Genomic DNA, 15016 nt, shown 5'->3' on the forward strand with positions numbered 1-15016 from the left:
TCCGGCAGACCTAGGCAGGCGGGAACGACGGAACCGGCCCGGATCGCTCCTAGCGTCAGCGGTCCACGCACCGAAACCGTCAGGAGCAGCAGATGACCGGATGGACCGCCGACCGCATCCCCGACCAGCACGGCCGGACCGCGGTCGTGACCGGCGCGAACTCGGGCCTGGGCCTGGTCACCGCCACCGAGCTGGCCCGCCACGGCGCGCACGTCGTGCTCGCCGTCCGCAACACCGACGCCGGCGCGGCGGCCGCCCGCCGGATCGGCGGCGACGCCGAGGTGCGCGAGCTGGACCTGGCCTCGCTCGATTCGGTACGGGGGTTCGCCACGAAGCTGGCCGCCGACCACCCGGTGATCGATCTGCTGGTCAACAACGCCGGCGTGGTGCTGCTCGGCCCCCGCCGCACCTCGGCCGACGGCTTCGAACTGCAGCTCGCCACCAACATGCTGGGCCACTTCGCGCTGACCGGCCTGCTGCTCGGCAACCTGGCGGCGGCCCGGGCGGCGCGGGTGGTCAGCCTCAGCTCGATCACCCACCGGACCGCGCACCTCGACTTCGACGACCTGATGGCCGAACGGGACTACCGGGCCGCCGCCGTCTACGGCCGGTCCAAGCTCGCCACCACGATCTTCGGCGTCGAGCTGGACCGCCGCCTGCGTGCCGCCGGCTCGCCGGTCGTCAGCGTGCTGGCCCACCCGGGTCTCACCCGCACCAACCTGACCCCGCGAGCCTGGGAACACCGCGGCCGGCTCGGCCGGGTCATCGCGCGCGCGGGCCTGGTGGCCACCCAGCCGGTGGAACAGGGGGCGCTGCCGCAGCTGCGCGCCGCCACCGACCCGGGGGTGCAGGGCGGGCAGTTCTTCGGACCGGCCGGGCTCTGGGAGACGCGAGGCCGGGTCGCCGAGGCCCGGTTCAGCCGGGAGGCCACCGACCCGGCCGCGGGCGGGCGTCTCTGGACGGCGGCCGAGGCACTGACGGGCGTCAGCTATCTCTAGCGCAGGTCCGGGATGTCGCGCGCCTCCGCCTCCCGCTGCTCGCGGTACGTGTGCGCCGGCTCAGGGCAGCAGCTGGATGACCGCGGCGGGGCAGCGGCCGACCGCCTGCTCCACGGCCGGCCGTTCCGATTCCGGCGGCTGGTCGTCGAGCAGTACCACGATCGCCTCCTCCGGGTCCTGGTCGAAGACGGCCGGCGCGGTGAGCACGCACATGCCCGCGCCGATGCACAGGTCGCGGTCGACGGTGACCCTCACGACCAGGTCACCGGCAGCTCGACAGGGCCGCGGACCACGGAGTCCTTCTTCCACACGATCTCCTCGCGTGGCACCGCGACCCGCAACGCCGGCACCCGGCGGGCCAGCGCCCCGAGCACCGTGGTCAGCTCTATCCGGGCGATCTGCTGGCCCACACAGGCGTGCGCGCCGTGCCCGAAGCCGAGGTGCGCGCCGGGCTTGCGGGCCACGTCGAACGTGTCGGCGTCCGGGTGCAGCGCGGTGTCGCGGTTGCCCGATTGCACCGCCACCACCACGTAGTCGCCCGCCTTGATCGGCTGCCCGTTGACCACGGTGTCCTCGGTGGCCTGCCGCAGCAGGCCGATGCCGACGCCCAGGTAGCGGACGAGCTCCTCGGCCGCCGAGGCGGCCAGCCCGGGCTCGGCGCAGAGCTTCGCCCACTGTCCCGGGGTGTTCAGCAGGCAGACCAGACCGTACGTGATCATCGACGCGGTCGTGTCGAAGCCGGCGATGAGCAGCGCGCCGTTCATCTGCGTCAGTTCCTCGTCGGTGAGCGGGCGCTCGCTGTCGGCGCTGTGCTCGATCATCCGGCTGAGCACGTCGTCGCCGGGCCGGGCCCGGCGGGTGGCGACCAGCCCATACAGGTACGCCCACAGCGGCTCGATCGCCCGTCGCAGCTCGTCCGGGGTGGTGGAGGTCCTGAACAGAGCCGTCGCCGCGTCGTGCAGCAGATGACGCTGCTCGGGTGGCACCCCGATCAGCTCGGCGATCACCGCGGTGGTGATCGCGGTGGAGAACTGGCTGTGCAACGGATAGGGCTGCGGGGAGGCCAGCATGCGGGTGATCGCCTCGTCGGTGATCTGCTCGACCAGCGGCCGCAGCTCGGCCAGCCGGCGGGGGTGCGACACCTGCGGGGCGAAGTTGCGCCGGATCCGGATGTGCTCCGGGCCGTCCAGCTGGCTGAAGCCGGTGACCGGCGACTCCGGCCCGCCGAACGCGTCCAGCACGTGGGCGGCCTGGCCGGGCCGGGTCGAGAAGCGGCGGCCGTCGCCGAGCACCTCCCGGACGCCCGCGTAGTCCGAGACCAGCCACGCGTCCAGGCCGGTCGGGCAGGTCACCCGGACGACCTGCGGCGCGGCGCGCAGCCGGGCGTACTCCGGCGGCGGGTCGAACGGCAGCTGGTCCTCGTCCGGCAGTGGCAACGCAGGCAGAGACATCCCCGAACCTCCACAATGTGTAGTCGGGGAGATACCTTACGCGACTTTGACGAAGGTCAATATCCCTGGATCAATAGGAGAACGGGTCGTAGCCGTCGTTGTCGCAGGTCCGGCGCTGGGCGATGCAGTTGCGGACCCGCTGGTTCAGCTCCTTGACGTCCCACATCACGAACGCGTCGCCGTGCATCGACGACGCGCTCCGGCCCTGCGGATCGGAGGAGAGGTAGTAGCCCGCCTTCGAGCCCTTGGCCCCGTACGCGATATCGAAGGTCAAGGCCGGAATCCGGACCGGATGGCCGGCCGGGCAGCCGGCGTCGGTCCCGAATGCCACATGCTCCTTGTGGTGCGGGCTGTCCAGGTTCTTGCCGTCCCAGCAGTCCGGGAACTGCAGCATGAAATGCAGGCTCGCCGGCTCACCGCAGATCGGCCAGTTGCCGTTGTCGCTGCGGGCATAGCCATTGATGTCGCCGGGGCCGTAGAAGGCGCAGTAGAACTGACCCTGCGCGCCACGCGGCGTCGGCTGCTTCTTCTGGGCGTCCCCGGCGACCATCCGCAGCCCGTTCGGCATCGGCATGATCCCGTCCGAGTTCTTCCGGAGCGAGCGGTAGTAGACCCGGAATCCGGTGGTCTCGACCGGCTTGCGGGTCGCCGCCTCGTAGAGCGTCGGCACCCAGTACGCGGAATGGTCCACGACCGGCTTGCACGTCGTGGCCGTGAACTTCATCAGATCGCCGGCGACGGTATCCGCGTCCACGGCTTTGTTGCCGACGAACGAATGCATGTGCGAGGCGCCCGGCAGCCCGGGGAAGACGATCGGGTCGTCTGCCTTGCGGTGGCTGTAGCGGCAGTCGGCCCGGAACTCCGGCAGATTACCGGCGTTGCCCGGCGGGTCCGCCTTGGTGGCCTTGTACTTGGCGACCTGCGCGTTCCAGGCCGCCCGGTCGACCGGGAGCCAGCCGGCTCTGGGCGCCTGCTTGGTGGCGGTGGCAGTGGCAGTGGCAGTGGCAGTGGCAGTGGCAGTGGCAGTAATGGTGGCCGACGGCTTTCTTGCGGGCGGCGTCGTCCTCGGCGGCAGCGTCGTGCCAGGGGCTGTTGTCTGCGCGCGGGTCTGATCCACGGCCTGCGGCTGCTGGCGGGCGGAGGCCTGGGTGAGGCTCACCGACACGACCACCGCGGTGATGAGGGCAACGGTCACGCCGGCGCCGGCCACAGCCAGCCCCCGCCCGCGCCGGACATGACGACCGGACTCAGGCACGGGAAAAGGGAAACGCGGCACAGGTCACTCCCAACAAGCGAACACGACAAGCCGGTCGAACCGAGCGACCGCCGGAATCGTAGGCCGGTGGGAAGCGCACCTGACAGGCGCTTAAGCCGGAACAAAGAATGACTGTCCGACAGGACAGAATCCGCCGCGTGACCCCGAAAAAGTGTTAGCGGTGACGATGCTGTGCCGGCTGCAGGGTGGTCACGGCACGCAGCTCGTCGACGGTCAGCGGCCCCCGCGCCTCGGCCGCCACGCATTCGGCCAGTTCGGCACGGTTCTTGACGCCGAGGACGACGGTGGCGACGCCCGGGACGCTCAGCGCGTACCGGTGGGCCAGGGCCGCCGGGGTCTCGCCGAGCTCGGCGGCCAGCTTGCGGAACGGCTCCGCGCGAGCGAAATCGACGGCCGCGGGATGATCGGGGCTCACCTCCCGATCGAGCGCGGCGGTGAGCGACCCCGCGGCGACGGCGCGGATGCCGATCACCGGCACCTGGTTCTCGCCCGCCACCCGGACGATCTCCTGGTTGGCCGGCCCCGCGTCGATGCCGTAGGGCGGCCACAGATCGCCGGTCAGATCCAGCGCGTTCACGACGACCTGGGCGGCGTCCGGCCGCGGCGTCGCCCCGAGCGCGTCCACGACCGATGCCGGGTACGCGACCGCGGTGATCCCCCAGGCGCGGATGCTGCCCTCGTCCCGCAGCCGCTCGAACTCGGCGGCGACCTCCAGGTAGTCCGCCCAGTCGAGGTCGTCCGGCACGGCGGCGGACGGAACGCGCGGCCGCAACTGGGTGTGCAGCAGGAACAGGTCGAGGTGATCGCGGCCCACCCGGGCGAGGCTGTCCCGCAAGCTCCCACGGATGCGACCGGCCCAGTCCGGCGCCCCGGCCAGCTTGGGCAGCTGCACCTTGCTGGTGATCATGACGTCCGAGCCGGGACGGTTACGCAGCGCGGCGCCGGCCGCCTGTTCCGACTCGAAGCCGCTTCCGTAACTCGGCGCCAGGTCCAGCATGGTGACGCCGGCATCGATGGCGGCGTGAATGGTGGCAACTGCCTCAGCGCGGTCGGTGCTGCCCCACACGCCGGCGATGCCGCCACCGCCGAGCGTCAAGGCGCTGATGTGGCCGAGCCGTCCGAAACTTCTGGTCTCCATGGCAGTCCTCCCACCGGTCGGGCCCTTCGTCAACGACCGTAGAAGCTGGAGTGCGCTCCAGATCAACCCCCACGGCCGACGACATTCCGGCAACCGCGCTTCCGCGCGCGGGAGTCGGAGGAAGGTGGTTCTCATGCTGTCCGAGCTGCTCGCGGAGATCGAACGACAAGGCGGTTACGAGTCTGGGAGCGGGCCGGAGCCCGTCGTCAGCCTGGAGCGGGCCGTTCGCGAGCGACGTGCTGACTTGGACCGCCCCGCTTCAGACCGAACCGGAAACACTGCCCGGGTGGTGGAACGAGGCACCGCCGAAGGTGCCACTGCCCGTACCCGGAGGAATGCGGCTCTTGACGCTGTGGTGGGACTGATCCTGATCACTTGACCTTGAGGGTTACTCCGCTGCTGGTTGCGCTCCCGTTGTAGGTTCCGCCGGCCACCGAGACCCTGAGGGTCCAGGTGCCGCGCTTGAAGGATCGGGTGAATGAGTACGACCCGCTAGACGTCGTCTTCGCCGTCGTGACGGTCACCCACTTGGAGCCCGCCTTGCGTTGCAGGGTCACCCTCACGCCCGCGCGGCCCGGTTTTGCCGTACCTGTGAGCTTGATCTTCTTGTTGGCCTTGGGTTTGGTTGTGCTCGCCTTGATCGTGGCGGTGTAGCGGACCGTCGCCGCCGGTGTTGCTGAGGTTGCCGGCCAGGCGCCCGGCGATCCCGCGTACCGGATGCGGTAGGTCGTGGTGATCGACGGCTTGATGGTCGCCCGCCAGGCGCCCTTCGCGTCGGTCTTCACCGTTGTGATCCGGGTCCAGGCCGTCTTGCCGGCCGGGCGTTGTTCCAGAGTCGCCGACGTTCCGGCGATCGCCGTGCTGCTGCGGACGATGCCGGTGAGCGTGGCCGACCTGCCGTAGGAGAACGCGCTGGGCGTCACTGTCAGCGGCAGGGCGGTCGGGCTCAGGGTGACCGTCTTCTCCGCGCCGTCGCCGATCGCGCTGGTGGCCCGCACCCCGATCGTGTACGCGCGGCGGGTGTCCAGCCCGGCCAGGTCCAACGACCGGGCGGCGGCCGGAAGCGTCGTCTCCTGGCCGGGGGAGAGCCGCACGATGTAGCCGGTGGGGACCATCACGCCCGTGCCGTAACCCGGCCTGGCCCATTCCACCCGCGCGGAGCCGTTGCCGGCGGCGACCGACACGCTGACCGGGGCGCCCGGTGGCTGCGCCGGCAGTACCCGCCACGGCACCGACGCCGTCACCTGATCTCCGTCGGCGTCGACGGCGGTCACCACGGTGGTGCCGGAACCGGCGGTGGTGGGTATGCCGCCGATGGCGGCGACCAGCGTGCCCGAACCCGGCCGGCTCACTCCGAGGGTGAGGCCCGCGGGCAGGCCCGTGGCGGTCACCTGGAACGAGTCGTCGGAATCGACCATCTGGTCGGGTGCGTCGGTGAACGTCACGCTGTAGTTGCCGAAGGCGCCATAACCCAGCTGCATCGTCTGGGCCGGCGGCACCGACCGGGCGACCGGCGGACCCTTGACCACCCACCACATCAGTTGCCGGCCGGAGTTGCCGTCGGGGTCGGTCGCGATGATGTCGCCGGGGTACTCGCCCTTGACCGTGGGCGTACCCGTGATCAGCCCGTCGGCGTCGATCGACACACCGGGCGGCAGGTTGGCGGCGCTGAAGGTCACCGGCTGTCCCTGCGGATCGCGGGCGCTGACCTGGATGCGCACGGCCTCCCCGACGTGCGGGGTGGGCGTGCTGTCCTCGAAGTACGCCAGTTGCGGGGCGCCGTACGCCGGATCCGAGCCGTCGACCCCCGCGGCCAGCCAGGCGGCGTCGACGGTCCGCCGCTCGACGCTGTCCGGGCCGTACAGGTCCGCGGCCGCGCGGATGGTCGCATCCCGCGCGCCGGAGAAGTTGGTGTTCGAGACCATGTAGACGGTGAGGGCGCGGTACCAGATCTGCGCGGCGCGGTCGTTGCCGATGCCCGTGACCGGCGCGGCGCCACCGCACGGTGGGCTGTCTCCCCATCGCGTCGCGCCGCTGCCCACGGCCAGGGTGTAGAAGAACTTGTTGCCGATGCCCGACGAGTAGTGCGAGTCGAGGTCCTTCGCCGCCGGGGACCAGCACGAGACCGACTTGCCGTCCTGGGCGGGATCGTCCATGCGGCGCAGGGCCGGCGCACGGGTCTCGGTCTTCTCGCCGACGAGGTAGTCCGGCGGGTCGGCCGGGTTGGCCGCTGAGAACTCGACCAGCATGCCGAAGATGTCGCTGCTGGCCTCGTTCAGCCCCCCGGACTCGCCGGAGTACACCAGGTCGGCGGTCGCACGGGTGAGACCGTGGGCCATCTCATGCCCCACCACGTCGAGCGAGGTGAACGGCTGGCCCGTGGGCGCACCGTCACCGAAGTACATGCAGTCGCAGAGGCCGTTCCACCCCGCGTTGGCCTTGTCGACGTCGAAATGGACGTATGCGGTCACACCCTTGCCGTCGTTGTTCAGGCCCGCGCGGCCGAACGTCTCCCGCAGGTAGTCCGCGGTCCGCGCCATGCCGTAGTGCACATCCACGGCTGCGGTGGTGCGGTCGGCGCGGGTGCCGTCGCCCCACACGTCGTCCGCGTCGGTGAACTCGGCGAAATCCTTCGGCTCGAACAGGAAGTCGCGGTTGAGGGCGTCGCGGACGGTGTTGCCGCCCCGCTCCGGGTCGACGAGCGCGTACGTGCCGTCGGATTTCCGGGTGGTACCCAGCGGGACGTCTCCCACCAGCAAGCCGTGCCCGGTGCCCGCTTCGGCGGCGTGCACCTCGTCGTAGCTGCGCCGGACCGCCCCGGTTGCCGCGTCCACGATCACCACCTGGGCACCGACCGTCACCGCCCAGGCGCGTACCGGCTTGCCGGCGAAGGCGTCGACCACCTGTCGCGCGTTGCCGGCGCTGTGCTGCCCGGCGAATCGTTCGGCGGCCGCGACGGCCTGCTTGCGATCGACCTTCGCGGTTGCCGGAACGTCGATCGCCTGCCGCTGCGCCACGGTGGCGTCGGCGAACCGGCCGGTCGCGGCCGAGTGGACCACGAAGTCGCCGCCGAGCACGGCGAGGCCCTGATGCGTGCGCCGGAACCGGACGTGCCGGGTGCCGGCCGCATCCACCACGGCGTCCACCACGCGGTACTGCTCACCCGGCGCGGACCGGATGGCCGTGCCGTTCCGGCGGATCGCCGTCCGCGCGTCCCGGACCGCCCGGGCGCGGGTCACCGCCGGCTCGGCGGAGGTCTTGGGCTGGGCGGCGGTCCCGGGCTGGCCGGTCGCCGCCGGTTTACCGGCGGCGGGCAGATCAGCGGCGGACGGTCGCGGCGCGGCGGCCTCGTTCCACCGTGGCGCGGGATCCGCGGGGGCCTCACGGGCGACCGCGACCCCGGCCCCGGTGAGCACCAGTACGGCGGCGAGCGCGATCGGGACACGGCGATGCCGGACGGCCATCCTTATTTTCCCCCGTCGATCTTCGATGAGGAGGGGACGATACCGGAGCGACGCTGGATGGGTTGCCCCTGTCGGGGAGGGGCTAGTTTGTCGGGATGAGTCTCCTTGATGACGTGGCCGAGCGTGACGGCTGGCGGTGCTGGGTGTGTGACGAGCCGGTCGACGCCGGCATGTCGGTGAACGACCCGCGGGGTCCCAGCGTCGACAGCCGTACCGCCGACCGCAAGGCCAAGGTCACCGAGCGGCTCGCCCACCGCGCCTGCAACACCCGCAAGGGCGCGGTCAAGGTGGTCATCGCCTGGCCGGACCGGCTGCACGTGGTGGAGCCCGCGCCGCTGATCGCGGTCGCGGACCGCCTCGAGCGCAAGGGCGGGCGTGAGCTGGTCGCCCGGTGCCCGAGCCGCAAGGACGCCCAGGAGGCGGCGGACTGGCTGGTCGACCGGTTCTCCCGGCTGGTGCCCGGGCTGCCGGTGACCGCCAGCGTCGACCCGGGCGGCGGCCAGTTCCTGGTCGCCCTGGCCGCGAGCCGCCGCTGACCGATCAAGCTTCGCGGTCGCGCAGCAGGGATGCGATCTCCGTGGTCTGCGGATGGTCGTCGCCCAGCACGCGTCGGCGATCGCGGAGCACCTGTTCCCACAGCTCGATAGCCTCGGACGGGCGGCCGGCCGTGCGGTAGGCGTACGCGAGGTCGCTGCGGCTGGACAGGGTGTCCGGGTGGTCGTCGCCGAGCACCCGCCGCCGGTCGGTGAGAACCTGCTCGAACAGGTCGATCGCCTCGGTCACCCGCCCGGCCTCGTGGTGCGCGTAGGCGAGGTCGTAGCGGTTGGCGAGCGTGTCGGGGTGGTCGTCGCCGAGCACGCGCCGCGAGTCGATGACGATCTGCTCGAACAGGTCGACGGCCTCGGTCACCCGCCCCGCCGCCAGGTAGGCACTGGCCAGATTGTTGCGGCTGACCAGGGTGTCCGGATGGTCGTCGCCGAGCACCCGGCGCCGGCTGGCGCGGGCCTGCTCGAAGAGGACGATCGCCTCGGCCAGGCGTCCGGCCGCCCGGTACGCGAAGGCGAGGTCGTTGCGGCTGGCCAGGGTGTCGGGGTGGTCGTCGCCCAGGACACGTTGCCGGTCGGCGCCGACCTGCTCGAAAATCTCGATCGCCGCGGCCACCCGGCCCGCCGCCTGGTAGGCGCCCGCGAGGTTGTGGCGGCTGGTCAGAGTGTCCGGGTGGTCATCGCCGAGCACGCGTTGCCGGCCGGCGAGAACCTGTTCGAACATCTCGACCGCGGCGAAGACCTGGCCCTGGGACTGCCGGTAGACCGCTGCCTGGTCGTTCACGTACATCAGGTCGGTGTTGCTGTGTGCCGGGCCGGCGTGCCGGGTGAGCGCGTCGATGTGCGGCAGCAGCTGGTTCCAGCGGCGCCAGCCGGCGACATTGGTCAGCGGTGCCTCCGGTAACGCCGCCCGCACAATCGAGACGGCGGCGGCCGCGTCCTGTTCCTGCCTGACCACGGCCTGCACCAGCCGGTGCACACTCACCTCGCCCGCCCGGCGGTTGATCAGACTGAAGGACGCCAGCACCGCGAGCGCGTCGCTGGTCGCGACCGGATCAGCATGCGGCGGCGACAGCACCTCCACGGGTACGGCGTCAGGGCCGAGCCAGGCCAGCACCCGCAGCACCCGCACAGCCAGCGACGACCGCCCGGCGACCGCGTCCATGCCGGCCCGCCAGATCGTGGCCACCGTCCGCCGCGCCGAGTCACCCTCGCCCGGGTCGGCCGCGACCAGCGCGAACCGGTCGGTCAGCAACCGGACGTAGTCGTCGAAACCGAGACCCTCGTGCTGGCTGACGTACCCCGCGGCCTGCTCCAGCGCCAGCGGCAGGTCACCCAGTGCCGCCGCCAGCCGGCCGGCGCCGTCGCGGTCGTCCAGCCCGGTCAACCGCTGCAACAGCTGCACGCTCGCCGACCGGTCCAGCACGCCCAGCCGCAACGGCGTCAACCCGAGCCGGGCCCACCGGGCCGTCCCGAGATCGCGCCGGCTGGTCACCACCACCCGGCCCCGGCCGGCCACCTGGGCCAGCAGTGCCTCGATGTCAGCGACGTCCTCCACGTTGTCCAGCACCAGCAACCAGTCGCGATGGGTCTGCAGCCAGCCCAGCGCCCAGGAACGCGCGTCCGCCAGCGTCGCCACCGGGTGCAGCCGGCCCGTCAACGCGGCCAGACCGAGCTGCACGTTCGCCGCGGTGTCCGCGGTGATCCACCACACCAGCGAGTGCCGAGCCCGGAACGCCCGCGCATAGTGCACTGCCAGCTCGGACTTCCCGACCCCACCCAGGCCGAGCACCGCGGCCTGACCCGAACCGCGAGCCAGTACGTCGTCCAGCGCCGCGACGTCACGTCCCTCGAACACCGCCGATGCCGGCGGCAGATTGTCCAGCCCCGGCGGGGCGTCCACGGTGTCCGGCGTGAGTGCCGCCGTACCGTCCAGCGCGATGACGTTGTGGACGTTGCCGCTGCCGACCTGCACGTTGGCCGAGCCGGTGACCGTGACGCCGCCGGCGGGCGGATGCCCGGCCGGGCCGGTCACCGCGCCGGGGGCGGCTGGTGGACGGACAGGACGTTGTGGTCGCCGACCTGCACCCCGGTCGAGTTCGTCACGGTCACGGTGAAGGTGTCCCCGCGTACGGGGGAGGCCGCGATCATCGCCGCGATCTCCTCAGCCAGCTCGGCATCCTCCGACAGCGCGCGTTTCACCTGGGCGTACACCGCCGCCGCGAACGCCTCGTCGTCCGGATTCTCGCCCAGGTCGGTCACCGCGGCACCGACCTGCGCCGCGCGCGGCGACTTCAGCAGCCGGCCCAGCAGCCGCCGACCGGCACCCACGGTCGCGTTCGCCGCGGCGTCGGTGCCCTGCTCGGTGGCCTTGGTGACCACCGCGCTGCCGTACGCCCCGGCCGCCGCCGAGAGCAGCGGCACGACGGTGCCCGCGAGCTCGCCCACTTCGATCATGGCCACGCCTTCCTCGCCGGATGCAACGACATATACCAGACCGGTCACAGTGGATCAGGGGTCGGACGCGCGGATCGGACGGTCCGGTAGTGGCGGGCCGCGCGGACGCGATTGCCGCAGGCGACCGAGCACCACTCGCGGCGTGGGTGCGTCTTCGCGAAGTACAGCACGCAGCCGGGCGCGTGGCAGGCCCGCAGCATCGCACCGCGGGCCAGCAGCTGTTGAGCCTCGGCGGCCACCTCGGCGAGGGCGGCGGTCACCGGCGAGGCCGCGGATCCGGCGGCCAGTTCGAGGTTCCCCTCGGTCACCACCAACTGAGGGGCTGGAAGCTCACTCACGACGGCATTCACAGTCTCGAGTGCCTGTCGGACCTCCGACACGGCCGAGGCCGCCGCGGGACGGTCGTCGCCGGTCACGAAGGCGGCCAGCCGGCGGACGGAATCGCGCAGCGCCCGCGCGCGCAGGAACTCGTCGCGTGTCGCTGTCACGCCGTGGCGGGCCGTCCCGATCGCATCGAGCCACTCGTCGAGATCCGGTGGCGCCGCGAGGTCGTCGTGCACGCCGTCGGTGTCGGCCCAGATCGTCGCCATCAGGCGGACCGGAACCGGCTCGTCGGAAAGCATCCAGGTGCGCACCCCCGGAATCTATCACGGATGAAACGGCTTGCATCCGTTAGAAATGCGGAGTACAACTGGCCATCTGGTGGAAGGGGCTCATGATGACTGGCTTTCACGGCGGCGAGCTCGCCGTGCAGCGTCAGGCCGGCGTACGGCAGGACGCCGCCCGCCTCGCGCGCATGCTGGAACCGGCCGAGCTGTCCGGCGGCATCGCCGGCTTCCTCGCCGCACGCACCCTGCTGGTCATCACCGGCCGGGACGCGACCGGCCGGCTCTGGATCTCCCCGCTGGCCGGCCCGGCCGGGTTCCTCGAGGTCCGCTCCGACACCGAGCTGGCGGTCCACGCCGGGGTCCCGGCCGGTGACCCGCTGCACGGCATCACCGCCGGCCAGCGCATCGGCACGACCAGCATGGACTTCGCCCTGCGACGCCGGGTACGGCTCAACGGCACCCTCACGGCCGCCACCGATGACCTGCTGATCGTCGACGTCGAGCAGGCCTACGGCAACTGCCCGCAGTACATCCAGCAGCGGCTGCTCACCCCGGCCACCTCCGGTCAGGAGACGCCGGAAGATGTGCGCCGCGGTGCCGCGTTCGAGCCGGCCGACGTCGCATTGATCCGCTCGGCCGACACCTTCTTCCTCGGCACCGCGCACCCGCAGCGAGGCGCCGACGCGTCCCACCGTGGCGGGCCGCCCGACTTTGTCCGCGTCGACGAGCGCGGCCTGTGGTGGCCGGACTATCCCGGCAACAACGTGTTCAACAGCCTCGGCAACCTGGCCGTCAGCCCGGAGGCCGCGCTGCTGTTCGCCGACTTCACCACCGGGGTCACCCTGCAGCTGTCCGGAACGGCCCGGGTCGAATGGGGCGAGGCCGGACGGCCCGGCGACGACGGGCACAGCGGCCGCATCGTCCGCTTCGAGCTCGGCCAGCTCGTCGCCACGCGCCGATCGTCGATGCGCGAGTCCGCCCACCGCCCGTACCCGCACAACCCGACGCTGACCGACCGAGAGGACCGATCCCGATGACCGAGGACCGACCGCCGTTCCCGCCGTACGACCTGGCGACCGCCCGGCAGAAGGTGCAGGCCGCCGAGGACGCCTGGAACACCCGAGACCCGGCCAAGGTCGCCGCGGCCTACACGCCCGACTCGCAATGGCGCAACCGCGACGTGCACTTCACCGGCCGCCCGGCGATCATCGAATTCCTGACCGCCAAATGGGAACGCGAGCAGGACTACGCGCTCCGCAAGTCGCTGTGGGCCTTCCACGAGAACCGCATCGCGGTGCGCTTCCAGTACGAATGGCACGACGCCGCGGGCCAGTGGTGGCGCAGCTACGGCAACGAACTGTGGGAATTCGCCCCGAACGGCCTGATGAGCCGGCGCGAGGCCTCCATCAACGACCACCCCGGCAACGAGTCGGAGCGCCGCATCACCGGCCCCCGCCCGGAATCGGACCGCGGCCTCGACATCCCGATCTGGTGATCGGCGACGGTCATGGCCCGGTGGCCCGCAGTTCGCGCAGCGACGGGCACCGCAAGCGGCGGGCGGTTCCCGTATTTCGGTTCGCACCGAATGGCGACGGCGGTCATCGTGGCCATCGTGGCGTAGCTCAGCACTAGGAGACGGCGCACAGAATCAGCGCAGCGACTCTTGAGCCCAATGCCACGTCATGAACAGCCTTCCGTTGCTTGCCTCGACGGCAGAACGGTAAAGCGATGACCCGAACGAGCGACCTCTGATCAGCGACGGATGAGGCGGGTCCGCGCTGATCGGCGGAACTGGGCGAGGAGGGGATTGGCGTCCTCGCGGCGGGTGGCGATCACGACGTGGCACGGTTCGATTCCGTCCACCGCGACCGTGACGAGGTCGTCCCGGGCGGTCACCCGGGGGTCGTTCGCGGCTATCAGGGCGACCGCCTGCCCGTCCGCGACAGCTTCGAGTTTGTCCTCGATGGTGTCGGCGGGCATCGCCGCCAGCGGTGCGCCGTCCCGGTCCGGGCGCGGCTCCAGCCGCCAGAATCGCGTCCACGCAGCGGGCGCCCCGGCGCAGGCCACCATCGGCTCGTCGGCGAAGTCGGCCAGGGCGACCACTTCCTTCCCGGCCAGGCGATGCGATGCCGGAAGGACCAGCACGCGTGGCTCCTCGTAGAGCCCGGTGAGGTCGAGGTCGTCGGCCGGGATCGGGAGGGGGTGCGGGCGACCAGCACGTCGACCCGGCCGTCGGGCAGCGCGCGGGTCTCGTGCCAGTCCAGGTGGCGGGTGCGTACGTGCGCGTCCGGATGGTGGCGGCGTAGGTCGCGGACCGCGGCGGTGATGCTGAGGTCTTCGACGTAGCCGATGGTGATCGTTCGTGGCGGCGCAGCGTCACGCGCGGCGCGTACAGCCTGGTCGGCGTGCTGCACCAGGGCGACGTGCAGGGCCTCCGCCAGCGTACTCGTTATGTCGTTTCGGCATGACGGGGTGCGGAACGGGTCTTGGACGACGCCGCCGAGCGCGCGAGAGGTTGTGGTGCATGACCGTTGACTACCGCGCACAGACCGTTCTCCTCACCGGGGCCAGCTCCGGGATCGGGGCCGCTTTCGCCACGGCTCTGGCGGCGCGCGGCTCGAACCTGGTGCTCGTCGCGCGTCGGGCCGAGCGGCTGGCGCACCCGGCCGCCGGCAGCGAGCTTCGCCAGGCTGTCGCCGACCGCGGCGTCACGATCACCAGCCTGATCAACAACGCGGCGTTCGGCACCTTCGCCCGGTTCGCCGACGTTGATCCCGGCCGCCTCGCCGCGGAGATCGCCGTCGACGTGGCGGCACCGGTCCAGCTCACTGCCGCGTTCATGCCGCAGCTGCTGAGCGCCGCCAACGGGTTCATCATCAATCTCGCCGGCGTCTCCGCCTACTTCCCGTCACCACGCATGGCCGTCTACAGCGCCGTAAGGCCTTCATGCTGAGCTTCACCGAGTCCCTCTGGACGGAACTGCGCGGCACGGGCCTCACCGCGTTCGCCGTCTCGCCCGGCGCCACCGATACGGACTTCACCACCGGGGCTCGTGAGCCGGCGCCGGAGCGCTCTGCTG

Annotated in this window: 14 protein-coding genes; 5 read left to right on the top strand and 9 right to left on the bottom strand. The window is 71.7% G+C overall.

Annotation, left to right across the window (positions count from 1 at the left end; translation table 11 throughout):
• Positions 1-92 precede the first annotated feature (92 nt).
• Positions 93-998: an oxidoreductase gene (locus tag ACZ6S4_RS09670; RefSeq protein WP_465474481.1), complete on the top strand. Its 906-nt coding sequence runs from the start codon at positions 93-95 to the stop codon at positions 996-998.
• 60 nt (positions 999-1058) lie between these two features.
• Here ACZ6S4_RS09670 and ACZ6S4_RS09675 read toward each other — a convergent pair whose 3' ends face one another.
• From ACZ6S4_RS09675 to ACZ6S4_RS09695, 5 genes are all read right to left on the bottom strand, one after another.
• Positions 1059-1253 (bottom strand): ferredoxin, encoded by a 195-nt coding sequence (locus ACZ6S4_RS09675; RefSeq protein ID WP_465474482.1) that lies wholly within the window; start codon positions 1251-1253, stop codon positions 1059-1061.
• The gene (locus ACZ6S4_RS09680; protein ID WP_465474483.1) at positions 1250-2449 is read right to left on the bottom strand and encodes a cytochrome P450; all 1200 of its coding nucleotides are present in this window, start codon (positions 2447-2449) and stop codon (positions 1250-1252) included. The genes ACZ6S4_RS09675 and ACZ6S4_RS09680 overlap by 4 nt, the downstream gene beginning before the upstream one ends.
• 70 nt (positions 2450-2519) lie before the next feature.
• The gene (locus ACZ6S4_RS09685) at positions 2520-3644 is read right to left on the bottom strand and encodes a DUF1996 domain-containing protein (protein ID WP_465474484.1); all 1125 of its coding nucleotides are present in this window, start codon (positions 3642-3644) and stop codon (positions 2520-2522) included.
• A gap of 235 nt (positions 3645-3879) precedes the next feature.
• Positions 3880-4863 (bottom strand): aldo/keto reductase, encoded by a 984-nt coding sequence (locus ACZ6S4_RS09690; protein WP_465474485.1) that lies wholly within the window; start codon positions 4861-4863, stop codon positions 3880-3882.
• Positions 4864-5234: 371 nt separating this feature from the next.
• The gene (locus ACZ6S4_RS09695) at positions 5235-8327 is read right to left on the bottom strand and encodes a M4 family metallopeptidase (protein ID WP_465474486.1); all 3093 of its coding nucleotides are present in this window, start codon (positions 8325-8327) and stop codon (positions 5235-5237) included.
• A gap of 95 nt (positions 8328-8422) precedes the next feature.
• Here ACZ6S4_RS09695 and ACZ6S4_RS09700 point away from each other — a divergent pair, with 95 nt between their 5' ends.
• Positions 8423-8863, top strand: a complete 441-nt coding sequence (locus tag ACZ6S4_RS09700; protein WP_465474487.1) for a hypothetical protein — start codon at positions 8423-8425, stop codon at positions 8861-8863.
• A gap of 4 nt (positions 8864-8867) precedes the next feature.
• Here the strand turns inward: ACZ6S4_RS09700 and ACZ6S4_RS09705 are convergent, their stop codons facing one another.
• The 3 genes from ACZ6S4_RS09705 to ACZ6S4_RS09715 are packed head-to-tail and all read right to left on the bottom strand — an operon-like array spanning position 8868 to position 11964.
• Positions 8868-10907, bottom strand: coding sequence for a tetratricopeptide repeat protein (locus ACZ6S4_RS09705; RefSeq protein ID WP_465474488.1), 2040 nt, complete (start codon positions 10905-10907; stop codon positions 8868-8870).
• On the bottom strand, positions 10904-11329 hold the full coding sequence (locus tag ACZ6S4_RS09710) for an RIP homotypic interaction motif-containing protein (RefSeq protein WP_465474489.1): 426 nt from the start codon (positions 11327-11329) through the stop codon (positions 10904-10906). The genes ACZ6S4_RS09705 and ACZ6S4_RS09710 overlap by 4 nt, the downstream gene beginning before the upstream one ends.
• 44 nt (positions 11330-11373) lie before the next feature.
• Positions 11374-11964, bottom strand: a complete 591-nt coding sequence (locus tag ACZ6S4_RS09715) for a CGNR zinc finger domain-containing protein (protein ID WP_465474490.1) — start codon at positions 11962-11964, stop codon at positions 11374-11376.
• Between the two features lie 83 nt (positions 11965-12047).
• Between ACZ6S4_RS09715 and ACZ6S4_RS09720 the strand changes: the two genes are divergently transcribed.
• Positions 12048-12974: a pyridoxamine 5'-phosphate oxidase family protein gene (locus ACZ6S4_RS09720; RefSeq protein WP_465474491.1), complete on the top strand. Its 927-nt coding sequence runs from the start codon at positions 12048-12050 to the stop codon at positions 12972-12974.
• Positions 12971-13432 carry a nuclear transport factor 2 family protein gene (locus ACZ6S4_RS09725; RefSeq protein WP_465474492.1) on the top strand — a complete coding sequence of 154 codons (462 nt, stop codon included), beginning with the start codon at positions 12971-12973 and terminating at the stop codon, positions 13430-13432. The genes ACZ6S4_RS09720 and ACZ6S4_RS09725 overlap by 4 nt, the downstream gene beginning before the upstream one ends.
• A gap of 257 nt (positions 13433-13689) precedes the next feature.
• On the opposite strand, the gene ACZ6S4_RS09730 is transcribed toward ACZ6S4_RS09725, so the two are convergent.
• Complete coding sequence (locus ACZ6S4_RS09730) at positions 13690-14196, bottom strand: LysR substrate-binding domain-containing protein (protein WP_465474652.1); 507 nt, start codon at positions 14194-14196, stop codon at positions 13690-13692.
• Between the two features lie 265 nt (positions 14197-14461).
• Here ACZ6S4_RS09730 and ACZ6S4_RS09735 point away from each other — a divergent pair, with 265 nt between their 5' ends.
• Positions 14462-14890, top strand: a complete 429-nt coding sequence (locus ACZ6S4_RS09735) for an SDR family NAD(P)-dependent oxidoreductase (protein ID WP_465474493.1) — start codon at positions 14462-14464, stop codon at positions 14888-14890.
• Positions 14891-15016: the final 126 nt, after the last annotated feature.

The sequence above is a fragment of the Actinoplanes sp. NPDC051405 genome (genome assembly GCF_055586185.1).

What these genes read in the sequence shown, in the direction of transcription:
- ACZ6S4_RS09710 (WP_465474489.1), bottom strand. Translation starts at nt 11,329, where the DNA reads ATGATCGAAGTGGGCGAGCTCGCGGGCACCGTCGTGCCGCTGCTCTCG.
- ACZ6S4_RS09700 (WP_465474487.1), top strand. Translation starts at nt 8,423, where the DNA reads ATGAGTCTCCTTGATGACGTGGCCGAGCGTGACGGCTGGCGGTGCTGG.
- ACZ6S4_RS09735 (WP_465474493.1), top strand. Translation starts at nt 14,462, where the DNA reads ATGACCGTTGACTACCGCGCACAGACCGTTCTCCTCACCGGGGCCAGC.
- ACZ6S4_RS09725 (WP_465474492.1), top strand. Translation starts at nt 12,971, where the DNA reads ATGACCGAGGACCGACCGCCGTTCCCGCCGTACGACCTGGCGACCGCC.
- ACZ6S4_RS09670 (WP_465474481.1), top strand. Translation starts at nt 93, where the DNA reads ATGACCGGATGGACCGCCGACCGCATCCCCGACCAGCACGGCCGGACC.
- ACZ6S4_RS09690 (WP_465474485.1), bottom strand. Translation starts at nt 4,863, where the DNA reads ATGGAGACCAGAAGTTTCGGACGGCTCGGCCACATCAGCGCCTTGACG.
- ACZ6S4_RS09695 (WP_465474486.1), bottom strand. Translation starts at nt 8,327, where the DNA reads ATGGCCGTCCGGCATCGCCGTGTCCCGATCGCGCTCGCCGCCGTACTG.
- ACZ6S4_RS09720 (WP_465474491.1), top strand. Translation starts at nt 12,048, where the DNA reads ATGACTGGCTTTCACGGCGGCGAGCTCGCCGTGCAGCGTCAGGCCGGC.
- ACZ6S4_RS09680 (WP_465474483.1), bottom strand. Translation starts at nt 2,449, where the DNA reads ATGTCTCTGCCTGCGTTGCCACTGCCGGACGAGGACCAGCTGCCGTTC.